Here is a 21,402-nt window from a genome sequence, read left to right as displayed (position 1 = left end):
GCCGATCAGCCTGTCCCCCCGCACTCAAGCACCGAGGGACCGCGGAATGTCAGTGCCAGCCCCCAGCCCGCACCGCACGCCCCAGACCCGGGCGGTGCCGTGGGCCGTGCCGCTCCTCCTGCTGGTGGTGACCGCGGCGGCGGGTGGAGCAGCCGCCGCCGGCGCCCCCGGCCCCGCCCGCACCTGGGTGACAGCCACCGTCGCCGTCGCCTGGACCTGCCTGGCCCTCGTCGTCGTCAGCGCCTTCCTCCTCCTGCGCACCGCCCGGCGCCACACCGCCGCGGCCCTCGGCGAAATCGCCGACGCCCGGACCCAGTTGGCCCGGTTCGCCTCGGACCTCGGGCACCTGCTGAACATCAGCCTGCCCGCCGCCGTCAGCAGACTCCGCGAAGGCGCCGGCGCCCAGGAGGTCCTCACCACCGCACCGTCCCCCACGGAGCCTCAGCTACGCCGCGTTTTCGACCTGTTCACCCGCGAAGTCGCCGACGCCCGGCAACGCGCCGCGGCAGCCGCCGCCGACCGTGACGCGGTCCTGGGCCAACTCACCGAAGCGGCCGACGAACTCGGCCTACTCGCCGGCACCACGCTGCCCGAGGCACTCACCGCACTGCGCTCCGGCCGGTCCGCCGACACCGTGCTCGCCACCATCCCCACCCCCGCCGACCCTCATCTGCGGGCCGTGCTCACCACCGTCGTCAGGGACTTCGCCACCAGCGAGCGCCGCGCCGCCGCCGCCCAGGCGGCCAGCGCCAAAGCGCTCACCCGTGTCCAGGCCAAGGCCGTCAGCATGCTCGCCGACCTGCGCGACATGCAGGACCGCCACGGTGCGGACGTATTCGGGGACCTGCTCAAACTCGACCACAACACCTCCCAGATCGGCCTCCTCACCGACCGTCTCGCCCTCCTCATGGGCGGACGTGCCAGCCGCGCCTGGAACAAGCCCATCCCCATGGAGTCCATTCTCCGCGGCGCCGTGGGGCGCATCGCCGCCTACCAGCGCGTCCGCCTCAACTGCTCCAGCAATGCGGCCATCGCCGGATTCGCCGCCGAACCCGTCATGCACCTCCTCGCCGAACTCATGGACAACGCCGCCAACTTCTCCCCGCCCATCGACGAAGTCCACGTCTACGTCGAGGAACGCACCGCCGGCATCGTCGTCACCATCGAGGACAGCGGCCTCAAAATGGCCGGCGCGGCCATGCGTCGCGCCGAGGAATCCGTCTCCGGCAACAACACCGACCTCGCCCTGCTCCAGGGCACCCGCCTCGGCCTCGCCGTCGTCGGACGCCTCGCCGCGAAGTACCACATCAGCGTCAACTTCCGCCCCTCCTCCCGCGGCGGCACCGGCGTCGTCGCCCTCCTCCCCCCACAGCTCATGGCCCAGCAACGCGACATCGCTCCCCGTCACTCACCACGACGCTCCGTCCCCGAAACCACCCCGCCCGTCACCGGCGCCCCCGTGGCCACCCAGGCCGCTTCAGCCACGCCTCGCCCCACCAGCTCTCCGGCCCCGGTCACACCCCCGGCCGGCCCCTCGTCGGCGACCGCGGCCACCACAGGCGGGCTGCCCGTCCGCCCGCCCGGCCGCACCATGGCCGCCGCCGACCACGGCCGGACACGCCCCCCGGCCGACCGCCCGGAGAAAACCACCTCCGGCCGCGACGCAGGCTCCCAGTTCGGAGCCTTCCACAGCGCCCGCCGCACCACCGACACCTCGGCCACCGGCACCCCGGCCACCGACAGCCCGTCAACCGGTAGCTCATCCAGCGACAGTTCGTCCACCGACACCCCGTCCACTCCTCCGCAGCCATAAGAAACCCATCCCCCCGTTCGGAACGCGAGAATGGAGGCACGGGCAGATGGCCTGTTCTCAGGTCCATCCCGCCTCACCCACACCATGCAGACCACAGACAACAGCCTGACCTGGCTCCTCGAAAACCTGCTGGAGCGCACCCCCGGAACCCGGCACGCCCTCGTGCTCTCCCGCGACGGGCTCAAACTCTGCTGGAGCCGCCACCTCACCCTCGACCAGGCCGACCAGCTCTCCGCCATCTGCTCCGGCATCCAGGCCCTCGCCCAGGGCGCCTCGGTCGAATTCGGCAACGGCAGCGGCGGCGTACGCCACTCCATGACCGAGTTCCACGGCGGGCTCCTCTTCATCGTCGACGCCGGCGACGGGGCGCACCTCGCCGTCATCGCCGGAGACGGAGCCGACCCCGGCGCGGTGGGCCACCAGATGACGGAGATGGTCGAGCAGATCGGTGAGCACCTGCGGGCCGAACCGCGCTCTCCCGCCCGGAACAGCTCTCCGTCATGAGCCGCCGGCCCGACGTCGGGGATCCCGACCGGCTGTACACCGTCACCGCCGGCCGCAGCCAGGCCGACAGCGACACCTTCGACCTGGTCACCCTGATCGTCGCCGAATGCCGGCCGACACCCGGCATGCAGTCGGAGCATGTCCGCATCCTCGACCTCTGCCGTCATCCCACCGCGGTCGTCGAGATATCCGCCGAGCTGAAACTGCCCGTCATGGTCGTACGGATCCTTCTCGGCGACCTCCTCGCCACCAGCCGCATCACGGTTCGGCACCCCACCGCGGCCCGCTCCGACGACCTGCCCGACTCCGCCCTCTTGAAGGAGGTGCTCCATGGACTCCGCAACCTCTGAGCTGCCCGCCCGGACCCCCCTGGCCGACGCCGCCGAGACCGGTCTGAAGATCGTCGTCGTGGGCGGCTTCGGCGTCGGCAAGACCACCCTCGTCCGGTCCGTCAGCGAGATCCGGCCGCTCAACACCGAAGAAGTCATGACCGAGGCGGGGGTCGGGGTCGACGAAACCGCCGGACTGCCGCACAAGACGACCACCACCGTCGCCTTCGACTTCGGCCGCATCAGCCTCAACGAACGCATGGTGCTCTACCTGTTCGGCGCGCCCGGCCAGGAACGGTTCTGGTTCCTGTGGGACCGGCTCTTCTCCGGCACGCTCGGCGCGGTCGTCCTGGTCGACACCCGGCGGATGAGCGATTCCTGGTACGCCATCGACCGGCTGGAACACCACCGGACCCCGTTCGTCGTCGCCGTCAACCGGTTCAACGACGACCCGTCCGAGTTTCCGCTGGAGGAGATCCGGCAGGCGCTCTCCCTGCCGGAGCACGTGCCGCTGATCGACTGCGACGCACGTGTACGTTCGTCCGGCAAGAACGTCCTGATCACCCTCGTGGACCACCTCTACGAACTCGCCATCGCCCGGGAGACCACACCGTGACCGACCCCGCAGGACTCTCCGCAGGCCAGGAACCGCCGCCGGGCTGCCCTGCCCACGCCGGCGCGGTGCGACTGGCCGGTCTTGAGTACCGGCAGACCCCGGCGCAGCTCTACCGCTCCCTGCGCAAGGACCACGGCTCCATCGCCCCCGTCCTGCTGGACGGGGACATCCCCGCGTGGCTGGTACTCGGCTACAGCGAGGTCTCGTACATCACCAGCCATCACGAGCTGTTCGCCCGGGACTCCCGGCGCTGGAACCAGTGGCCGAACATCCCGGACGACTGGCCGCTGATGCCGTTCGTCGGCTACCAGCCCTCGGTCATGTTCACCGAGGGGGAGGAACACCAGCGCCGCGCCGGTGTCATCACCGATGCGCTGGAGGCCGTCGACCAGTTCGAACTCGCCCAGATCTGCCAGGACATCGCCGAAGGGCTCATCGACACCTTCGCGGGCAGCGGCCAGGCGGAGCTCGTCACCATGTACGCCCACGCGCTGCCGCTGCGGACCGCCCTCCATCTCTGCGGTCTGCCGTCCACCAGCACGGAAGCCGACGAGCTCGTACGGGACCTCCGGATCACCCTGGACACAGCCCCCGACGAGGACCAGGTCACCGCCTACGGGCGACTGGCCGAGCGGGTGGACCGGCTCATCAAGGATCAGCGCGACAACCACGGCCTCAACCTCACCTCCCGCATGCTCGCGCATCCGGCAGGGCTCACGGACGAGGAGGTCCGCGCGGACCTGATCGCCATCCTCTCCGCCGTGCAGCAGCAGACGTCCAACTGGATATCGAACGGTCTGCGTCTTCTGCTGACCGACGACCGGTTCGCACTGAACGTGGCCGGCGGACGGCTCAGCGTGGGGCAGGCGCTCAACGAGGTGCTGTGGCTGGACACGCCCCTACAGAACTTCATCGGCCGCTGGGCGGTACGGGACACCCAGCTCGGCGGCCAGCACATCAAGGCGGGCGACTGTCTCGTCCTCGGCCTCGCCGCGGCCAACACGGACCTGAGCATCTGGCCCGAGGGCTACGTCGGCGCCGAGAACTCCGCGCACCTGTCCTTCGGCAACGGCGAGCACGGCTGCCCCTACCCGGCTCCCCTCCTCGCCGATGTCATCGCCCGCACCGCCATCGAGACGCTGCTGGAACGCCTGCCCGACATGATGTTGTCCGGAGAGCCCGAGCAACTGGTCTGGCGCACCTCCACCTGGTCGCGAGGGCTGCTCGCGCTCCCCGTGGACTTCACACCCGTCGCCCAGTAGCCCCCGTACCCGAGCCGGTGGGGCGGAACAGTTCGGCCAGCACGGGGGTGACGCGGGCCAGATTCTGGTCGAGCCGCTCAAGAAAGGCGTCACGCCCCGCGTCACTGTTGAGCCAGCCGCGCAGCTCGGCGATGAAGACTCCCTGACACGCACCGGCCGTTGCCATAGGAATGGCGTCGCCGGGCGATCCGCCCGCGTGCTGCGCCAGATACTCGGCGATGACCCCCTTCCAGCGCTCCCAGTGTTCGTAGGCGCCGATGTACAGGGAAGGGCTGGTGTCCAGGATGTGGAAGCGTTCCAGCCAGACGTCGCTGCTGAACACGGCCGAGCGTGTCGAGGAAACCACCGCCGCCCTGACCGCCTCCATGACGCCCGCGTCCGCGGGAGCGGCACGGAGTTCCGCTTCGAGCCAGACGATGGTCTCGTCGAAGGCGCACCAGATGACGCCCGGTTTCGTACCGAAGTAGCGGAAGAAGGTCGTACGGCCGATGCCTGCCGCCTCGACGATGGCGCCGACACTCACGCCCTCGTAGCCGTGGCGCCGCATCAGTTCGATCGCCACCTTCTCCACCTCCCCGCGGGTCGCGGCGCGCGGACGGCCACGCCCACGCCGGGCAGGTTGCGATGACATTCCAGGATTCTAGCCACTTCCCCAGGGCCGGTACGTACGGCAGAGAATTCAGGCCATGGATTTCGGTACTCAGGCCCACTATTGTCTGAGGTCCGGCAGGCCCTTGGACGGGGCCGCTCCGGCGGGACGCCTGTCAGGCGTTCCTCACTGGCAGTAAGCACGGAAGGCGCACACGATGGGCAAGCTGGACGGCAAGGTCGCCATCATCACCGGGGCCGCACAGGGCATGGGCGCGTCACACGCCCGCAGGTTCGTCTCCGAAGGCGCCAAGGTCGCGCTCACCGACCTCAACGAGGAGCGAGGGCGGGACATCGCCGCGGAGCTCGGCGAGAACGCCCTCTTCCTGCGGCACGACGTCACGTCGCTGGCCGACTGGGGCCGCGTACTCCAGGAGACCGAGGAAGCCTTCGGCACGGTGAACGTCCTGGTCAACAACGCGGGCATCCTCGGCCCCGTGACCCCGACGGTCGAACTCGGCGAGGAGGAGTACCTTCACGTCTGCGCCGTCAACCAGCACTCGCAGTACTACGGCATGAAGACGGTCATCCCCTCCATGCAGCGGGCCGGCGGTGGCTCGATCGTCAACGTCTCCTCCATAGCGGGCATCGTCTCGATCGTCGGCTCGCCGAACCTCGCCTACGTCGGCAGCAAGTTCGCGTCCCGGGGCATGACCAAGCATGTCGCGGTGCAGTACGGCCCCGACAACATCCGCGCCAACTCGGTCCACCCCGGCTACATCAAGACCCCCATGATGGCGGCGGCGACCGACGAGAACGGCGGCGGAATCGCCGAAGCGGTGCCGCTGCGCCGTATGTCCGAGGCGGACGAGGTGTCCAGCCTCGTCCTCTTCCTCGCCTCCGACGACTCCTCGTACATCAGCGGCACCGAGCACATCATCGACGGCGGCCTGACCGCGCAGTGAAGTCCCGATCGGCACGCCGACGAGGCCCCGTCACTCGGGGCCTCGTCGGGGCATCGGGCTATTTCAGGGAAGCCTCGCGGGCGCGTTCGTGCACGTGACGCGCCATCGCGTTGCCGCGGTACGGGGCGAGGAGGGAAGGGATTTTCCGTACGTGCCCGTCGACCCTGCCCGAATGCATCCCGGGGTGCGCTTCCAGCACCTTCGTCCACGTGGCACAGGCTGCTTCGAGGTGACCAATCTCCAGCTGCCTTTCAGCAAGCAGAGAACCGAAGATCACCCCTGATCTCTGCCGGTCGGTGGAGTCCCGCAAGCGAAAATGATCGTGAAGGGATTCGACGCTTCCCTTCACATCGCCGAGCGCATGCCTGACCTCTGATGTGGAGTACGCCAACGTCGCCGAGCTGAAACCACCGAACGTCCCGAGTTGGCTTTCCGCCTGATTCACCGCGCGTTCCGCCTCACGGAGACTGTTCCACGCGTTTGTCCGCTCGCCCGCCAAGGCGTACGCGTGCGCCTGCTGCCCGGCCATGAAGGCCCTCATACGGGGAGTGGACTCGGGGGATGCCTCCGCGGCGGCGTTGGCGAGCCGCATCGCCGGTGTCCCGTGACCCAGATTCGCGGCTTGCACCGACATGCCCCGCAGAACGTGGCAATAGGTCATGTGGTCGCCACTCGCACCCGCAAGCTCCAAGGCTTTCACGTAATACTCCTGCGCCCGGCCATGCGCCCCCTCGTCCACTGCCATCCACCCGGTCAGGTAGCAGAGAAACGAAGCGGCAGACATCATCGCTTTGCGGGTTTCACTGTTCGTGGTGCTGTGTGTAGCCGGGGACGCCCCGCTGGCCCCCGTCGCAGATCGCTTCGCTCATGTCCTTCGCCCCGGGCCCGTGTCCCGGGACGCCCCCGCTCGTTCCTTCGTTCTTCGTGCGTCCGACGCGTGCTGCGTGGTGCAGCTGATCGAGCCACGTATGGAGAATGCGGCACCGGGCTTGCAAGCCGCTTGCACGTCGGTGGTCAGACGCCCGTCCCGACGTGCGTAGGCGGTCCGGCTGAACCGAGCGGGCTCCGGTCGTTCCCTCACCGGGTTGAGGGTGGCGCCGCGTCGGCCGGGGCTCCGACTCGGCGGTCAGTGGGCCGGGAGGACAGGACCCGGATCGTCCGCCCGCGCCGGGTCCGGGGCGAGTTCTTCCAAGAGGCCGTCGGAGAAGTTACTCCCGGTGAGAATCGTGCCCAGCGAGGCGGTGCCGAGGTCGTGCCGCAAGGCGGCGGCAATGCCGACCGCACCGGAGGGTTCCAGAATGAGCCCCAAGGTGTCGCGCACCATCCGCAGGGCGAGGCAGATGTCCTCTTCCTCGACGAGCAAGACGTCGTCGACGACCTCGCGCATCCAGGCGACCGCCGTCGGCACGGGCACCCGTACGGCGATCCCGTCCGCCATCGTGCTCACCGGCCCGGTGGCCTCGGGCACCCCGGTGCGCCAGCTCGTGGCCATGGCCGGTGCGCCCGCCGCGCAGACGCCGATGACCCGGGTACGGGGCGAGCGGGCCTTCGTCCAGCAGCCGATGCCGCTGATGAGGGCCCCGTTGCCGACCGGCACGAGGAGCGTGTCGAGGCTGAGCGGGGCAAGCTCGACGGCAATGGTACCGGCGCCCTCGGCGATGAGCGGTTCCTCGCCGTCCTCCACGAAGACGCATTGCCGGCGGGTGCGGGCGTACGCGCGGGCTGCCTCCTTGGCGGCGTCGAAGTCCTCGCCCGACTGGATGACCTCGGCACCCAATTCCCGCATCCGGGTGACCTTGTTCGGGTTGGCGTCGTGCGCGGTGAACACCGTCACGGGAACCGAGCGGGCCCGCCCGGCGTACGCCACGGCCTGGCCAAAGTTCCCGGCGGAGGCGCAGACGACATGTTTTCCCGCCGTTAGCCACCGCATATACAGGTCCGCTCCCCGGCCCTTGAAGGAACGGAGCGGATTCAGCGTCTCCACTTTGACCACGATGTCCCGGCGGAGCGCACGAGAGAGCGCGGAGTCCCGGAACTGGGGTGTGCGCAGGAAGACCGGGTCGATGAGCCGAGTGGCCTCTTCGATGCCGTCAGGAGACAAACGCATTTTGGTCATGACAGATCCTAGCCTCGGGCTTTCACGAGCTGGTCTGCCCGAGGTTTGATCAGAAACGCGAGAAGTGCTCCTGACCTGGAACGATAGGACTTGTCGCCTGGAACGATAGGACTTGTCGAGGGTCCAGATCGTGCCGTGGAAAGAAGCACTTCTCAGGTGAAGAAGCGTATCGGGTCGTACCCGCGTGTCCGCGTTGAGGGCAGCGGTCGTGGAGTGGTTTCGCAGGCCGGGGCCGTGCTGCTGGTGGAGACAGTCCGCAAGACGGGCCTGGATACTGCGATATCGGGGGCTCTGGCACCCTGGCGCAAGCCGCGGGCGGTGCACGATCCCGGCAAGATCCTGCTGGATGTGGCGCTCGCGGTCGCCCTCGGCGGCGACTGCCTGGCCGACGTCGGCATGCTGCGGGCCGAGCCGGCCGTGTTCGGGCCGGTGGCCTCGGACCCGACAGTCTCCCGACTGGTCGACACGCTCGCAGCCGGCGGCCAACGGGCCCTGAACGCGATCCGCAGCGCCCGGTCCCAAGTGCGCCAGCACGTATGGAAGTTGGCCGGGCAGAGGGCGCCGGATGCGACCGGTTCTGTGACCGTCGACCTGGACGGCGTCCTGGTGATCTCGCACTCCGACAAGGAAGCCTCAGCTGCGACCTGGAAAAAGACCTTCGGCCACCACCCGCTGATGGGCTTCGTCGACCACGGGAAGGGCGGGTCCGGCGAGCCGGTGGCCGCTCTGCTCAGGCCCGGGAACGCGGGCAGCAACACCGCCGCCGATCACATCACCACCGCCCAACTGGCTCTGGCCCAGCAGCCCAAGTCCCATCGGCGCGGGCGCCGGACCCTGATCCGCACCGACTCCGCGGGCGGCACCCACGAGTTCGTGGCCTGGCTCGCCATCAGGCTGGTCAACCATGACGCACATCGAGCGGCGCGGGTCGGGCATCCCGATGGCGTCGGCGTACCCCCCGGTCGGGCTTGCCCCGGTGCCGGACTGCGATGTGTGTGCCTGGTGGGACAAGCGCCGGGACAACGCGCAGCGCGGGATCGGTTCGACCACTCCGCTGGAGTGTGCGCGACTGAAGGACGAGCAGGCGCTCGTGTCCGGCAGGCGCGGCGCGACTGGGCTTCGCGACCTCCAGCGTGAACCTCCGACATGGGCGCCCGTTTGAACCTGGCTACGGCCACCGTGCCGGGCCCCCGCTCACCAGCGGGCACCGACGACCAGCAGCCGACCGGCCGCCCAAAGATTCACTTAATCGGCCGAGTTGGCGGTCACGCCTGGAGTGGGTTCTACGATGAACCGGTGACCGAAACACTGCCCCCCGTGGGCATTGATCTCTTCGACGTCGAACGGCTCCTGCTGACCGAAGCTCCGGAACCGCCGCTGCCGCCCCATGATGCCGAGGCCCGGGACCGGGCGTGGGACATGGCGGTCCGAGCCAACCCCACCCTCTTCGACGGGCCTGTGGTGGCGTGTAGGGGACTGGAGCGGACCGGACCGCGCATCCTGCGCCTCTCCTGGGTGCGTGTGACCTACCGGCACTACGCGCTGCGTCGCGTTCCCGGCGCCACAGCGCTGCCCTCGTTGTTCGTGAACATCGTTCAGCCGACCAGCGACGGCCGTGTGCTGGCAGCGAGGATGTCGCCCTCTACGGCTGCCCCGGGCCGCTGGCAACTGCCGGGTGGGTCTGTGGAGCCTCCCCAGGACGGGGAGGTGCTGGACGAGTCCGCCCTGGCCGGCCAGGCCGCGCGAGAACTTGCCGAGGAGTTGGGGATCAGCACAGCTGCCAAGGATCTGAGGCTGTGGGTCGTCACCCGCGGCGAGAACGGCAGTGTCGGCCTGACCTACCTTGCACCTGCCCTTCCCGAGGCGACCTTGCGCGCGGACTTCACCTCTGCCGCGGCAGCCGAGCGTGTTCAGGGCCGTGAACCTGAACTCGACGACATCGCCCTGGTGCGTTCACCGGACGAACTGGCCACTCTGACGGGTCCACACGCGGACTACCTGAAACCGATCGTTCGCCGCTTCGCCGGGTGCCGCTGAGGTCAGGCGCCGGAGAGGAAGTCGCGTCCCTGTTCGTCGAGATCGGCCACGCACCGCAGGCCACGGGCTCGGAAGCGTGCGAGGTCACCGCGCATACGGGAGACCGCCTTCCGGGTGCGGACGGAGCGGACACCGTCCATGTGGTCGATGGCTCGGTGCCAGGTGGCGCACCCTTGCTCGATGCTCCCGCGCTTGAGGTGCATCTCCGCACCCGCGAACACCGACGCGGCCGGTGGGCCCCAGGCCAGCGCCCAGAACGGCGGCAGAATCGCCGAAGCGGTGCCGCTGCGCCGCATGTCCGAGGCGGACAAGGTGTCCAGCCTCGTCCTCTTCCTCGCCTCCGACGACTCCTCGTACATCAGCGGCACCGAGCACATCATCGACGGCGGCCTGACCCCTCAGTGAGGTCCCGGTGGAGCGAGCAGGAGCATCGGGCTATTTCAGGGAAGCCTCGCGGGCGCGTTCGTGCACGTGACGCGCCATCGCGTTGCCGCGGTACGGGGCGAGGAGGGAAGGGATTTTCCGTACGTGCCCGTCGACCTTGCCTGAATGAATCCCCGGGTATGCGTCCAGTACCTTTGTCCACGTGGCACAGGCCGCCTCCACGTGTCCCACTTCCAGTTGACGCTCGGCCAGCAGCGCACCGAACTTGATTTCCGACCTCTTGCTGTCGCTGGAGTCTCGTAGGCGAAAATGATCGTGAAGGGATTCGACGCTTCCCTTCACATCGCCGAGCGCATGCCTGACCTCCGATGTCGCATACGCCAACGTCGCCGAGCTGAAACCACCGAACGTCCCGAGTTGACTTTCCGCTTGATTCACCGCGCGTTCCGCCTCGCGGAGACTGTTCCACGCGTTTGTCCGCTCGCCCGCCAGCGCGTACGCGTGCGCCTGCTGCCCGGCCATGAAGGCCCTCATACGGGGAGTGGACTCGGGGGATGCCTCTGCGGCGGCGTTGGCGAGCCGCATCGCCGGTGTGCCGTGACCCAGATTCGCGGCTTGCACCGACATGCCCCGCAGAACGTGGCAATAGGTCATGTGGTCGCCACTCGCACCCGCAAGCTCCAAGGCCTTTACGTAATACTCCTGCGCCCGGCCATGCGCCCCCTCGTCCACTGCCATCCACCCGGTCAGGTAGCAGAGAAGCGAGGCGGCGGACATCATCGCTTTGCGGGTTTCGCTTGACGCGCTTGCATTCAAGTAGGGGGCAACCGTGTTGACCAGAAAAGCGGCAGCCATCGGACGGGCGTAGCGCCCGCCGAACTCGCCATCGAGGTCCGACAGGCGATCGGTCATCGCTGATACGGCCTGAACCTCGGACTGCCCGATGCGTCGCTGTGGATCAGCCTTGATGGCCTCCATCCGGCCCACGACATCGGGCCAGCCCGGAATCGTGAGCGCGACGGAGAAAAGCCCCACGCCGAGGACGCTTCTGCGAGCCGGGTCCATGTCGCGCCTCCCGAGGTCGAACAGCCCGTCCACGGTACCGCCGGGTTGTTTCAACTGGTCAGGCGGCAAAGGAAATCCGGCCTCCGCGGACGTGACCGGGCGGTGAAGCCTGCGAGCCAGCGCTTCCAGGATGAGGGGGCGGACCGCCTCGCGCGGCATGTGCCCCTGGAGCCACTGGTGGACGGAGGGCGCGGTGTAACGGAGCGGTCGGCCCTGCTCGGTGCCGAGACGGTTCACCGCCTGGGCAAGTTGACGCAGCGTCAATCCGCTTTCCCGGTGCAGCCGTTCCAGCCCGACGTTCGGCAGCCGTGTCCCCATTCGTCAGCATCCTTCCCGCTGATCCCGCTTAACGCCTTTAACTCTTCGGCCTTCCGTAACGGTACCGCTCTGTGTAGCGGACCGGTTGCCTAGTGCGAGCAACAGCGCTCGCGCAGGGCTACAGAAGGAGGCCACTCGATGGTCCATCAGGCTGGTCAACCATGACGCGGATCGAGCGGCGCGGGTCGGGCGTCCCGATGGCGTCGGCGTACCCCCCGGTCGGGCTTGCCCCGGTGCCGGACTGCGATGTGTGTGCCTGGTGGGACAAGCGCCGGGACAACGCGCAGCGCGGGATCGGTTCGACCACTCCGCTGGAGTGTGCGCGACAGATCGCGGCGCACCCGCACAGACGGGCGGGTGACCTCACTTGACGCCCGAACCGCGCGACAGGCGGCGGCGCCTGATGCAACGTCGCCCCGCGCGTCCCGCTCCGGGTTCCGGCCTTCGGATCGGTATGGCGGTGTTCGATCCCCGGGTGGATATGCCGGGTGTCATCCGGTCCTTCGCCGGACCGGCGGTCTTCCTGATCCGCCCCTCGGGGCGCACCTGGCAGGCGGCGCGTATTTCGCTCCGTCCGGCCACCGATCGGGAGCGGGTGCAACTCCGTGCCCTGGCCGCTCTGCACCGCAAGCAGCAGGGGCCTGCGGGGAGGCAGACGTGAGTACGCGCCTCTACAACGTGACCGTGGTCTGCGAAGGACCGATCCCCGGCACATGGGTACGCGTCGTCCTCGCCGCACGACAGACCCTGTCACCGGACCTGGCCCTCTCGTTCCTGCGCTGTCAGGCCCGGCGCATCGCCGACGGACTCGACCCCGACCCGCACTCCGTGTGGGCCCCGGCGGGTGCGCTCGTGCGCGAGGAGGCCCCCGGCTCCGACGCTCCCACCGAACTCCGTTTCTGGTGCGCTGACTTCCGGGCGCAGGAAGCGGCCCGGAATCAGATCGTCGCGGGCGCCGTGTTCACTCTCAGCACCGTTGACCACACCGGGCGGTACACGCTCAAGGTCCTGCCCGTCCGCGTACTCGCGTACGTACCGCTCCCGGCGCCCCGCGCCGCTCACCGGCGGCGCAGGAAGCCCCGATGGTTCAACCGGCGCCGGCGACCGAGCCGGATACCGATCCGTTCCCGCTCTCAGCACATCATCCGAAACGAGGGACACCACATGACCGTGACCACCGAGAACCGAGCCCGAACGAGCCCCAGGACCACGAGCCCGCTCCGGAGCCGACCGGCCGTCCGGAGCCTGCTCGAACCGCAGATCCTCACCCCCGCCGACCTGTCCATTACGCATGGAGGCGGACGGGGCCGACATGATCCTGTTGGAGCCCGCACAGTTCACGGCCGATGTGCTCGCCTCGCTCCGGACACAGACGCGGGCGCCGCTGTTCCCGTTCTCGGTCTCCGGTGAGTACAGGGCGCTTACGCATGTGGAGCCCGCGACGGGACGACGGGACGTTCGCTTACTGGTCGAGCTGTTCACCATGCTCAAGCGGGCCGGGGCGAGTGGCAGCGTCACCTGTGCGGCACTCGATATCGCCCGACAGCTCAGGTAGCCGCCAGAGCGACCCGCACCGCGTCAAGGATGGAACATGCACCCTGGTCGACAAGGTCTGCGGCCAGGGTCGTACCGAGCTTTTCCGGCTCGTCCGCCGGACCGGTCAGCGCCGCCGAAACACGCTGCCGGCCGTCCAGTGACGTCACTTGGCCGAACAGCTTGAGCGTCCCGTCCGGCAGGGTCTCCCCATAAGCGCCCACGGGCACACTGCACCCGCCGTGCAACTCGGCGAGCAGTGCCCGCTCTGCCCTGATTTCCACGTCAACGGCTACGTCTCCGACCGTGAGCAGGATGTCGCGCAACGGGGCCGACGGTTCGTCCGTACGGACCTGAATGCCCAGCGCCCCCTGTCCGGGGCTCGGCGGGAAGAGGTCGAGCGGCAGCAACTCGCCGATGGCGTCGTCCAGGCCGAGCCGGTGAAGCCCCGCCGCCGCCAGGACAACCGCGTCCAGACCTTCCGTTTCGATCTTCTTGAGCCGGGGCGGCACGTTCCCCCTGATCGGAACGATTTCAAGGTCCGGGCGCACCGCGAGGAGTTGCGCGATGCGCCGGGGAGCACCGGTCCCGACTCTCGCCCCCTTCCGCAGTCCGGCGAGGGTCGAGCCGCACAACGCGTCCCGGACATCCTCGCGTCCCGGTGGGGGCAGCAGTTTGAGCCCGTGAGGACAGGCCGTGGGAAGGTCTTTCAGCGAATGGACCACCACGTCCACGTCACCCCGCGCCAATGCCGCTTCCTGCTCGGTGCTGAATGCCGACCCGCCGTTGGCAGCCGAGACGTTCGACAGCGGCGACTTACGGTCCTTGTCGCCCCCTTCGAGAATCACGCGGTGCGTGAACGTCGTGTCCGGGAATCGCTCACGGAGCAGGCGCAGGTATGCGCGTACCTGGGCTTTGGCAAGGCTGCTTGCGCGCGAGCCGACGAGGTACGGAACCACGGTCACCAACTCTCCGGGCCTGACAGGGTGTCATCAGGTTATGGCTCGGCACGGTGTGCTGATGCAGACACAGGGTCGGCTCAGCTTGAGCCTCAGATGATCTGCGGCTCGAAGTCCCAGTGTGTGCGGGCCCGGCTGCGGGCCCGTACCGTCGTCGGGTGGAGTGGGCCCAGGGTGGCCGACAGGCCGTCCAGGGCCTCCCTCTCCGCTCTCGCCGCGGCCTCGTGGCGGCCTTGTGCCCGGATGCCCGCCGCGTAGCCCACCTGGCAGGCGAGGGTGAGGGGGTGGCGCGGGCCGAGGGTGCGTAGCGCTGTCGCGACCGTGTTGCGGCTCAGGGTGACGGCGGCGTCGTGGTCCTCCGTCAGGAGCCTTGCCGCCGAGGTGTTGAGCGCGCATCCCAGCGTCCAGGGGTGGTCGTCGCCGACCGCGGCGCGCATGCCGGTGTGGGCCTGTTCGATCTCGGCGCGGCCCGGCTGCCGTTCGCCCAGGGCCAGCAGGGTCAGGCCCCTGTTGCCGCGTACTCCGACGGTGAAGGGGTGGGCGGGGCCCAGCATGGCGGTGTAGCGCTCCTCCACCTCCGTGTGGCGGGCGAGTGCGTTGGCCGGGTCGCCCGTCTCGCGTTCCAGCCAGGCGCAGCTCGTCGCGATCATCTGGGTGAGCGGATCGTGGTCGCCCAGTACGCGTTCGCAGCGCTCCAGCATCTGCGCGAAGAGCGGTCGGGCACCGGCCGGGCCCGCGAGGTAGCGGCACAGGGCCAGATGGTGGCCGGCGCGCAGGGTCTGCGGGTGGTCGGGGCCGAGTTCCTGCCGGTGGCTGCGGAAGCTGTGGGCCTGAAGGGCCTCGGCCTGCTGGTAGTGGCCGAGCAGGCGGAGGTCGACGGCGTAGTTGATCTCGGAGTAGAGGCTGGAGGGGTGGGCCGGGCCCAGCACGTCGCGGCGGGTCTCCAGGGTGCGCCGGTTCAGCTCCAGGGACTCCTCGTACCGGCCGAGGAGTTGGAGGGAGACGGCCAGGTTGTTCTGCGCGTTGAGGGTACGGGCGTCGCCGGTCCCGAGGAGTTCCTGGTAGGAGGCGAGGATCCAGCGGGAGATCACCCGCGCCTCCTCGTACCGGCCGAGGCCGCGCAGGTCGGCGGCGAGTCCGCCGGAGGCCCGCAGGTGCTCCAGGTCCTGGGCGCCGCGCGCCTCGCGCAGGTGGTCGACGGCGGCGCGGTCGATGGCTTCCGTACCGGCGTAGTCGCCGACCGCGCGCAGCAGGTTGGCGTAGTGGTGGCTGAGGTCCCAGATCCTGGGGTGGGCCTCGCCGAGCAGCTCCCGCCAGGAGTCCAGGGTGCGCCGGCCGAGGTCGATGCCCTCGCCGTACTCGCCCGAGAGGTAGAGGTAGCGCAGGCAGTCCAGGACGAGGGTGTGCATCGCGGGGTCGGTGCTCCTGAGCACGTCGGCCCACTTGAGGTGCGGGGTGATCTCCGCGTACCGGGGCCAGTGGGCGGTCTCCGCCGGGCTTCCGGGGTTCGCCGTGGTGAGGGTTCGGCGCGCGACGTCGATCAGTTCCGTGTGCTCAGGACCCGACATGCCGAGGTGGACGACCTGGTGGACCATCCGGTGCAGGGAGAGGATGTCCTCCGCCCTGCCGTACGGTCCGGGTCCGGCCGTGCGGACGACCGCGTACTGCCGGAGCCTGTCGATCACCCGGTCCCAGCGGGCGGGGTCCGAGACGAGGGCGGCGATCGGGTGCGGCAGGCCCTCCGGCGACAGGTTCCGCACCAGGTGTACGGGGACGGCGCCGGGCGCGAAGAAGGTGCAGAGGCGGAGCAGGTCGACCGCTTCGGGGAAGGTCTCGCGGAGATTGTTGAGCAGAATCGCCCAGCCGGTCTGGAAGGTGAGCGGGAAGTCCGCGGAGAGTTTGACGACGTCCTGGTCGACACCGTGCCTGAGCAGCTCGATGTACTCCTCGACGGACATGGCGGAGTCGTTGAGCCAGCCGGCCGTCTGGTCGAGCAGCAGCGGCAGGTCCTCCAGCGCCTCGGCGAGCCGGCCCGCCTCCTCGGGGGACAGCCGGGGCGCGCGGCGGCGGACGAACGCCACGGACTCCGTGCGGTCGTAGACGGGGACTTCCAGCAGGGTGCTGTTGTGCTCGCCCCACTGGGAGTTGCGTGCCGTGATGAGGACATGGCCGGGGCCGGTGGGGACGAGGTCCCCGATCCGGTCGGGTTCGTCGGCGCCGTCGAGGATGAGCAGCCAGCGGCCGTAGGGCTCCCCGCGGCGCAGCGCGTCCCGGGCCGCGCGCAGCCGCTCGCCGTACTCCACGCCGGTGGACAGGCCGAGCGCCGGGGCGAGTTCGGCGAGTCCCTGGCGGCAGGGGACCCGGTCACCGGCGGAGACCCACCACACCACGTCGTACTCCAGGCCGAAGCGGTGCGCGTACTCGGCGGCGAGCTGGGTCTTGCCGACGCCCGACATGCCGTACAGCGCGACGGCCCCGGTCGGCTGGTGGAGCGCGTGGTATACGGCGTCGAGCAGCGTGTCCCGGCCGGTGAAGCGGGTGTTGCGGCGGGGCACGCCGCCCCATACGGCGGGGCTCTCGCCCGGGTAGCGGGCGCCGGTGAGCGGGACCGCGCGCTCCGGGGCCGGGTCCGGCGCGTCCGGTGTCTCCGGGGCGAAGAGGCCGAGCAGCCGGCGCGTGGCCTGAGGCGCGTCCAGTTCCGTGAGGGGGACCGGGGCGAGGAGGCCCGCCGCCGGGGGCAGCTCTCCGTTGTGGTCGGGCAGGGTGACGGAGACGGCGCGGAGGCGGCCGGGGTGGCGGGCGAGCAGGTCGCTGAGCGCGGCGTTCCACTCCGCGCCGTCGCGCGGGCTGCGGCGGAAGAACGCGGGGCTCAGGACGAGCAGGACGGGGCCCCGGTCCGGGGCGAGATCCCGCAGGCAGCGGTCGAGCGGGGTCTCGTCCGGCGGGTCCCAGGGGTACGGGGCCGCGCGCACCCCGTGCCGCTCCAGCGTGTCCGCGATCCAGGCGGCCCAGGAGCGGTCGCGGTCCGCGCGGAGGACCGGTACGGGGCGGTCGGCGGCCGGGGGAAGAGGAGGGGTCGGCGCTCCGCGGCGCGTCGCGCGGGACGGGCCGCCGTCGAACCCCGGGCCGCCGAACTCGCCGGCGCCGTACCCGGTGTCGTCCGCCGGGTCTCCGCGCACGTACCCCACGACGGGCGCCCGGGTCTCCGCGCCGGTGCCCGGTTCCCTGATCCGGCAGGGCAGTTCGGCCTTGCGTACGGGCATCCCCCACTGGTTGCTGATGGTCAGCCACAGCCCGGCGGGCCCGGTCAGGGTGCCCGCCGTGACGACGAAGCGCGCGGGCCCGTACGTACCGCCGAAGCGGTGCAGGACGACGCTCGGGTCGTCGAGCACCTCGCAGACGAAGTGCGGGGCGCCGTCGAGCCCGACGGTGAAGGTCAACTCCTCCTCCTGGCAGGGCCAGGCGCGCTCCGGGTCGTCGGTGCCGTCGGGGGCGAGGGGGCCCCGGAGGTCGACCGTGACGAGGTAGGTGCGGCCCGCCTCGGCCTCGCGCGGGCGGCTGACGACGGGCTCGATCAGCAGGGGCTGTTCGTCGCCGTTCACGGCGCACCCCTCTCCGCCTCGTCCGTGGGCCGGTGCGTGAGGAGGAGCGTGGTGTGGGGGTGTCCGTAGTACTGGAACATGAAGCTGTAGAGCAGCCGCAGCACCCGCTTCTGGCCCTCCCGGTCGACCTCCCCGTCATCATGACGGGCCCGGGGGATGTCCGACAGGGGGCCGAAGTCGTCCACCGCGCGGGCCCGGAAGGCGCGCAGCGCCTGGCTGACGGGCTGCTGGGGCCTCGCCATCACCTCCTGGACGAGCCGGCTGACGAGGGCGCGGGCCGCCAGGTCGCCGACCTCGCCCGCGGTGACGATGATGCCCGCCGCGCCCTTGCGGAGGAACAGCTCGGCGAAGCCGCGCAGCGCCTCCTCCCCGCCGCCGTCGTTCTCCACGAAGCGCGCCGAGTGGCAGGCGTTGAGGCAGACCAGCGCCTGGTCCCTGCCGAGCACGGCCATGGCGCGCTCGTCCAGCTCCGCCCAGGTGACCTCGGCGAGCGAGAGCGCGCTGATCCGCTCGTCGTAGGTGCCGTGGCAGGCCATGTAGACGAGTCCGGTGCGTTCGGCGGTCTGCCGGTCCAGCGCGTCGAGGAAGCCGCTCATCTTCAGGTGGGGCTGGTGGGAGTAGGGCCGGAAGGCGGCGATGTCGTGGTGCATGCCGCGGTGGTAGTAGCCGAGCACCCGGCCCTCGCAGTCGCCGGGGACGTGCGGCAGATCGCGGTGGACCTCGTGGAGGGTCGTCCAGCGGGACATCACCACCAGCGCGCCCAGCAGCCCGCCCGCCAGCCCCCGGTCCGGGTCGGCGGGCAGCCACAGGGTCTCCCAGGGCAGTTCGTAACCGGTGTCGTCCCAGATCAGTACGTGCAGATCGGTGCCGTGCTCGGCGCGTGCCCGGTTGATCCAGTCGGCGAGCCCGCGCTGGTTGCCCGACCAGCGGCGGATGGCCCGCAGGATCTCGGACGGCGCCTCCCCGGCCCGCGCGTTGCCGAGGCCGACGGCGGCGGGGCGGAGCTGGGTGGGTCCCGTGGTGTACGGGAGCGGGGCGACGCCCTCGCAGCGGGCGCTGAACCCGAAGGCCTCCCGGCCGCTCGCGTGCCGTCCCCGTACGACCCTGACCACGGCCATCCCGGCCGGCAGCCGCGCTTCCGGGTCGACGGGGGCGGCGCCGAGTCCTTCGGGTTCGCCGTGTTGCGCGTGGGCGGGGACGGGCGTGGTCCGGGGGCGCGCGCCGGGCCGGGTGCTCCGTATCCCGGTGGCGCCGGAGAGCCAGCGGGCGAGCCGGTGCGGTTCACCACCCACCGTCGGTCACCGCCTCCGCCGCATGCCCGTCGGCCTCCGGCCCGTCGGCCGGGGGCTCGTCGGCCGGGCGCGCCTCGATGACGGTGCCGCCGAGGGCGTCCGCGAGGAGGAAGGGCAGATCGGCGTAGGGCCGGCCGCCCGGGTCGACGACCACGCAGTGCAGCCGCGTACGGTCCATGGCGCTGATCCGGGCGGCGACGGCGAGCGCGTCGTCGACTCCCGTACGGGCGACGGGTCCCGGGCCGTTCCGGTCGCGGCGGCTCGCGTCGAGCGGCACATTGCCCCGGCCGTCGGTGACCACGACGAGCCACGCCTCCACCAGCCCGGCCCGGTGGTGCTGGAAGGCCCGGCGCAGCGCCTGGCCCGCCTGTTCGAGGCCGTGGGCGAGGGGGGTGGCACGGCCGGGCGGCCGGGCGAGCGCGGCGGCGATCCGCGGGTCGAGGACGCTGCGGGCGGTGAACGACTCGGCGCGCAGCCCGCTCGCCGCGCTCGCCCCGCCCACCTCGACCACCTGGGCGGACGCCCGGTGGATGTAGGCCCATTGGAGGAACGGTTCGAGCACGGTGCGCCAGTTCAGATCGGCGCGGCAGGTGTGGTCGAGCACGAGGGTGAGCAGCCGTTCCGGCTCGGGGGCGCGTACGTAGCCGCGCAGATCGGCGGGGGCGACGGACAGCCGCTCGGAACGGCCGCGTACCGCCTGGTACTTGGCCGCCTCCATCGCCGTACGGACGAAGGCGAGGTCCCGCAGGTCGTGCGAGCGCCGTACGCCGATGACCGGGCCGCGCGCGGCGCCGGGCCCGGCGGTGCGCCGCCAGGGGGTGCGCAGGGAGGCGAACTCGGGCAGGGGCGCGGCCTCGTCCTCCGGGTACGGGGTACGGGGCGCCGCCGCGCCCGGGGCGGCGGCCGGGCCGGTCCGCTCGGCGGGCTCGGGCGCGAGCACCGGCCGGCCCGGCGGCGCGGCGCGGGGCGCGTCGGGGCCGCCCTCGCCGCGGCGCGGGGTACGGCGGTCACCGGGGTCCCGCGCGGGCGGCGGGGCGGGCCCGGATCCGGTGGGCGCGGCGGGTTCGGGCGCGGGGGACGGCGGCGCCGAGGCCAGCCCGATCAGCCGCGCGGCCTGGTCGGCGCGGGCGGCGGTGACCTCGGTGGCACCGTCGAGCCGGGTGAGGGCGCGGGCGATGCGGGCGAGCGCGAGGGCGCGGCGGTGGCCGGTGTCGGGGCCGAGGAGTTCGAGGACGCGCGGGGCGAGCGTGTCGGAGAGGGTGAGGGGCGGGTGTCCCGGCGCGGCCGACTCCAGCGCCGCCCGCCAGGCGTCCGGGAGCGGGCCGCCGGGGAACGGACCGGCGGGGAAGGGACCGGCGGGGAACGGTCCTGCGGGGAACGGTCCTGCGGGGAACGGTCCTGCGGCAGGGAGCGTACGGAGTCCGGCGACGGAGAGCCGGACCGGGAAGCGGTCGAGGACGTGCGGCGAGACCCGCTCGGTGTCCTCGGCGCGGCAGACGGCCAGCCAGCGGGCGCGCGGGCGCCACCGGTGACGCAGCCCGGAGTGCTCGACGGTGGCCACGTCGGCGCCGAGCAACTGCACCACGGCCCGCATCCCGGTCACCCCGAGCCGGGCGAGATCGGGCACGACGGCGAGCGAGGGGCCGGGGGCCGGTTCGGTGAGCGGGCCCGGTGCGAGGGAGAAGGCGATGCCGTCGGGGCCGCGCCGCAGCCGGGGCCGTATCCACAGGTCCTCGTCGCGGGTGGCGGCGCCGAGGACCGTACGGACGGTGCGGGCGGCGGGCGCGGCCGGTGGCGTCCCGGCGCCCGCCGGGGGAGGGCCCGCGGCGGCCAGGTCGAGGAGGTGGGCGAACATCTCCGTGACGGGGGCGAGGAGTTCGGGCGGCAGGTCGAAGAGGAGCACGCCGGGCAGCCCGGGTTCGACGGCGGCGCAGACGAGCGCGGTCAGCAACCGCCGCTCCAGGCCGACGAGTTCCAGAGGGAGTGGGGAGGGCCGGTGGGGCGTGGGTACGGTCATGG

Annotated in this window: 18 protein-coding genes and 1 pseudogene; 10 read left to right on the top strand and 9 right to left on the bottom strand. The window is 71.0% G+C overall.

Features of this window, described 5'->3' with window-relative positions:
* The first annotated feature begins 46 nt into the window (after positions 1–46).
* The 5 genes from ACIBJC_RS17115 (at position 47) to ACIBJC_RS17095 (ending at position 4,524) form a co-directional block, all read left to right on the top strand.
* Positions 47–1,813, top strand: coding sequence for an ATP-binding protein (locus ACIBJC_RS17115; protein ID WP_399292772.1), 1,767 nt, complete (start codon positions 47–49; stop codon positions 1,811–1,813).
* Between the two features lie 84 nt (positions 1,814–1,897).
* Complete coding sequence (locus ACIBJC_RS17110) at positions 1,898–2,317, top strand: roadblock/LC7 domain-containing protein (RefSeq protein WP_399292771.1); 420 nt, start codon at positions 1,898–1,900, stop codon at positions 2,315–2,317.
* The gene (locus ACIBJC_RS17105) at positions 2,314–2,667 is read left to right on the top strand and encodes a DUF742 domain-containing protein (protein ID WP_399292769.1); all 354 of its coding nucleotides are present in this window, start codon (positions 2,314–2,316) and stop codon (positions 2,665–2,667) included. The genes ACIBJC_RS17110 and ACIBJC_RS17105 overlap by 4 nt, the downstream gene beginning before the upstream one ends.
* The gene (locus ACIBJC_RS17100; RefSeq protein ID WP_399292767.1) at positions 2,648–3,262 is read left to right on the top strand and encodes a GTP-binding protein; all 615 of its coding nucleotides are present in this window, start codon (positions 2,648–2,650) and stop codon (positions 3,260–3,262) included. Before ACIBJC_RS17105 ends, ACIBJC_RS17100 begins: the two co-directional genes overlap by 20 nt.
* Entirely contained in the window at positions 3,259–4,524 is a 1,266-nt protein-coding gene (locus tag ACIBJC_RS17095; RefSeq protein ID WP_399292765.1) for a cytochrome P450, read from the top strand. The genes ACIBJC_RS17100 and ACIBJC_RS17095 overlap by 4 nt, the downstream gene beginning before the upstream one ends.
* Here the strand turns inward: ACIBJC_RS17095 and ACIBJC_RS17090 are convergent.
* Positions 4,505–5,155: a TetR family transcriptional regulator gene (locus ACIBJC_RS17090; RefSeq protein WP_399292763.1), complete on the bottom strand. Its 651-nt coding sequence runs from the start codon at positions 5,153–5,155 to the stop codon at positions 4,505–4,507. The genes ACIBJC_RS17095 and ACIBJC_RS17090 overlap by 20 nt on opposite strands.
* Before the next feature lie 175 nt (positions 5,156–5,330).
* Between ACIBJC_RS17090 and ACIBJC_RS17085 the strand changes: the two genes are divergently transcribed.
* Positions 5,331–6,077, top strand: coding sequence for an SDR family NAD(P)-dependent oxidoreductase (locus ACIBJC_RS17085; RefSeq protein ID WP_399292761.1), 747 nt, complete (start codon positions 5,331–5,333; stop codon positions 6,075–6,077).
* A 58-nt stretch (positions 6,078–6,135) separates the two neighbouring features.
* Here ACIBJC_RS17085 and ACIBJC_RS17080 read toward each other — a convergent pair whose 3' ends face one another.
* Together ACIBJC_RS17080 and ACIBJC_RS17075 are read right to left on the bottom strand one after the other, a co-directional pair.
* On the bottom strand, positions 6,136–6,822 hold the full coding sequence (locus tag ACIBJC_RS17080) for a transcriptional regulator (RefSeq protein WP_399292759.1): 687 nt from the start codon (positions 6,820–6,822) through the stop codon (positions 6,136–6,138).
* 381 nt (positions 6,823–7,203) lie between these two features.
* A complete protein-coding gene (locus tag ACIBJC_RS17075) occupies positions 7,204–8,193 on the bottom strand; it encodes a threonine/serine dehydratase (RefSeq protein ID WP_399292757.1) in 990 nt (329 codons plus the stop codon).
* Between the two features lie 156 nt (positions 8,194–8,349).
* On the opposite strand from ACIBJC_RS17075, the pseudogene ACIBJC_RS17070 reads away from it, so the two are divergent.
* Together ACIBJC_RS17070 and ACIBJC_RS17065 are read left to right on the top strand one after the other, a co-directional pair.
* Positions 8,350–9,087 (top strand): annotated as a pseudogene (locus ACIBJC_RS17070) (transposase); the annotation flags it as partial.
* A 402-nt stretch (positions 9,088–9,489) separates the two neighbouring features.
* Entirely contained in the window at positions 9,490–10,230 is a 741-nt protein-coding gene (locus ACIBJC_RS17065; RefSeq protein WP_399292755.1) for an NUDIX domain-containing protein, read from the top strand.
* Between the two features lie 2 nt (positions 10,231–10,232).
* On the opposite strand, the gene ACIBJC_RS17060 is transcribed toward ACIBJC_RS17065, so the two are convergent.
* Positions 10,233–10,370 carry a hypothetical protein gene (locus ACIBJC_RS17060; protein ID WP_399292753.1) on the bottom strand — a complete coding sequence of 46 codons (138 nt, stop codon included), beginning with the start codon at positions 10,368–10,370 and terminating at the stop codon, positions 10,233–10,235.
* On the opposite strand from ACIBJC_RS17060, the gene ACIBJC_RS17055 reads away from it, so the two are divergent.
* Positions 10,369–10,635 carry an SDR family oxidoreductase gene (locus ACIBJC_RS17055; protein WP_399292751.1) on the top strand — a complete coding sequence of 89 codons (267 nt, stop codon included), beginning with the start codon at positions 10,369–10,371 and terminating at the stop codon, positions 10,633–10,635. The genes ACIBJC_RS17060 and ACIBJC_RS17055 overlap by 2 nt on opposite strands.
* A gap of 30 nt (positions 10,636–10,665) precedes the next feature.
* On the opposite strand, the gene ACIBJC_RS17050 is transcribed toward ACIBJC_RS17055, so the two are convergent.
* Entirely contained in the window at positions 10,666–11,997 is a 1,332-nt protein-coding gene (locus tag ACIBJC_RS17050; RefSeq protein ID WP_399292749.1) for a tetratricopeptide repeat protein, read from the bottom strand.
* 1,291 nt (positions 11,998–13,288) lie between these two features.
* Between ACIBJC_RS17050 and ACIBJC_RS17045 the strand changes: the two genes are divergently transcribed.
* Positions 13,289–13,552 carry a delta-aminolevulinic acid dehydratase gene (locus tag ACIBJC_RS17045; protein WP_399292747.1) on the top strand — a complete coding sequence of 88 codons (264 nt, stop codon included), beginning with the start codon at positions 13,289–13,291 and terminating at the stop codon, positions 13,550–13,552.
* On the opposite strand, the gene hemC is transcribed toward ACIBJC_RS17045, so the two are convergent.
* From hemC to ACIBJC_RS17025, 4 genes are all read right to left on the bottom strand, one after another.
* Positions 13,545–14,489 (bottom strand): hydroxymethylbilane synthase, encoded by a 945-nt coding sequence (hemC, locus tag ACIBJC_RS17040; protein ID WP_399293199.1) that lies wholly within the window; start codon positions 14,487–14,489, stop codon positions 13,545–13,547. The two genes, ACIBJC_RS17045 and hemC, sit on opposite strands and share 8 nt — an antisense overlap.
* 92 nt (positions 14,490–14,581) lie before the next feature.
* Entirely contained in the window at positions 14,582–18,091 is a 3,510-nt protein-coding gene (gene fxsT, locus ACIBJC_RS17035; RefSeq protein ID WP_399292745.1) for an FxSxx-COOH system tetratricopeptide repeat protein, read from the bottom strand.
* A complete protein-coding gene (locus tag ACIBJC_RS17030; RefSeq protein WP_399292743.1) occupies positions 18,088–19,383 on the bottom strand; it encodes a CHAT domain-containing protein in 1,296 nt (431 codons plus the stop codon). Before ACIBJC_RS17030 ends, fxsT begins: the two co-directional genes overlap by 4 nt.
* Entirely contained in the window at positions 19,373–21,400 is a 2,028-nt protein-coding gene (locus ACIBJC_RS17025; RefSeq protein ID WP_399292741.1) for a hypothetical protein, read from the bottom strand. The genes ACIBJC_RS17030 and ACIBJC_RS17025 overlap by 11 nt, the downstream gene beginning before the upstream one ends.
* Positions 21,401–21,402: the final 2 nt, after the last annotated feature.

It is taken from the genome of Streptomyces sp. NPDC050509 (genome assembly GCF_044457965.1).
Taxonomy (GTDB): domain Bacteria; phylum Actinomycetota; class Actinomycetes; order Streptomycetales; family Streptomycetaceae; genus Streptomyces.
Note: the sequence above shows the minus strand (reverse complement) of the source record. Positions and strands in the feature narration are given on the sequence as shown.

Bases quoted from the DNA above. Each gene is read 5' to 3' on its own strand.
- ACIBJC_RS17115 (WP_399292772.1), top strand. From the start codon at position 47: ATGTCAGTGCCAGCCCCCAGCCCGCACCGCACGCCCCAGACCCGGGCG.
- ACIBJC_RS17110 (WP_399292771.1), top strand. From the start codon at position 1,898: ATGCAGACCACAGACAACAGCCTGACCTGGCTCCTCGAAAACCTGCTG.
- ACIBJC_RS17105 (WP_399292769.1), top strand. From the start codon at position 2,314: ATGAGCCGCCGGCCCGACGTCGGGGATCCCGACCGGCTGTACACCGTC.
- ACIBJC_RS17100 (WP_399292767.1), top strand. From the start codon at position 2,648: ATGGACTCCGCAACCTCTGAGCTGCCCGCCCGGACCCCCCTGGCCGAC.
- ACIBJC_RS17090 (WP_399292763.1), bottom strand. From the start codon at position 5,155: ATGTCATCGCAACCTGCCCGGCGTGGGCGTGGCCGTCCGCGCGCCGCG.
- ACIBJC_RS17085 (WP_399292761.1), top strand. From the start codon at position 5,331: ATGGGCAAGCTGGACGGCAAGGTCGCCATCATCACCGGGGCCGCACAG.
- ACIBJC_RS17080 (WP_399292759.1), bottom strand. From the start codon at position 6,822: ATGGCAGTGGACGAGGGGGCGCATGGCCGGGCGCAGGAGTATTACGTG.
- ACIBJC_RS17075 (WP_399292757.1), bottom strand. From the start codon at position 8,193: ATGACCAAAATGCGTTTGTCTCCTGACGGCATCGAAGAGGCCACTCGG.
- ACIBJC_RS17055 (WP_399292751.1), top strand. From the start codon at position 10,369: ATGTGGTCGATGGCTCGGTGCCAGGTGGCGCACCCTTGCTCGATGCTC.
- ACIBJC_RS17060 (WP_399292753.1), bottom strand. From the start codon at position 10,370: ATGGACGGTGTCCGCTCCGTCCGCACCCGGAAGGCGGTCTCCCGTATG.
- ACIBJC_RS17050 (WP_399292749.1), bottom strand. From the start codon at position 11,997: ATGGGGACACGGCTGCCGAACGTCGGGCTGGAACGGCTGCACCGGGAA.
- ACIBJC_RS17045 (WP_399292747.1), top strand. From the start codon at position 13,289: ATGGAGGCGGACGGGGCCGACATGATCCTGTTGGAGCCCGCACAGTTC.
- ACIBJC_RS17025 (WP_399292741.1), bottom strand. From the start codon at position 21,400: ATGACCGTACCCACGCCCCACCGGCCCTCCCCACTCCCTCTGGAACTC.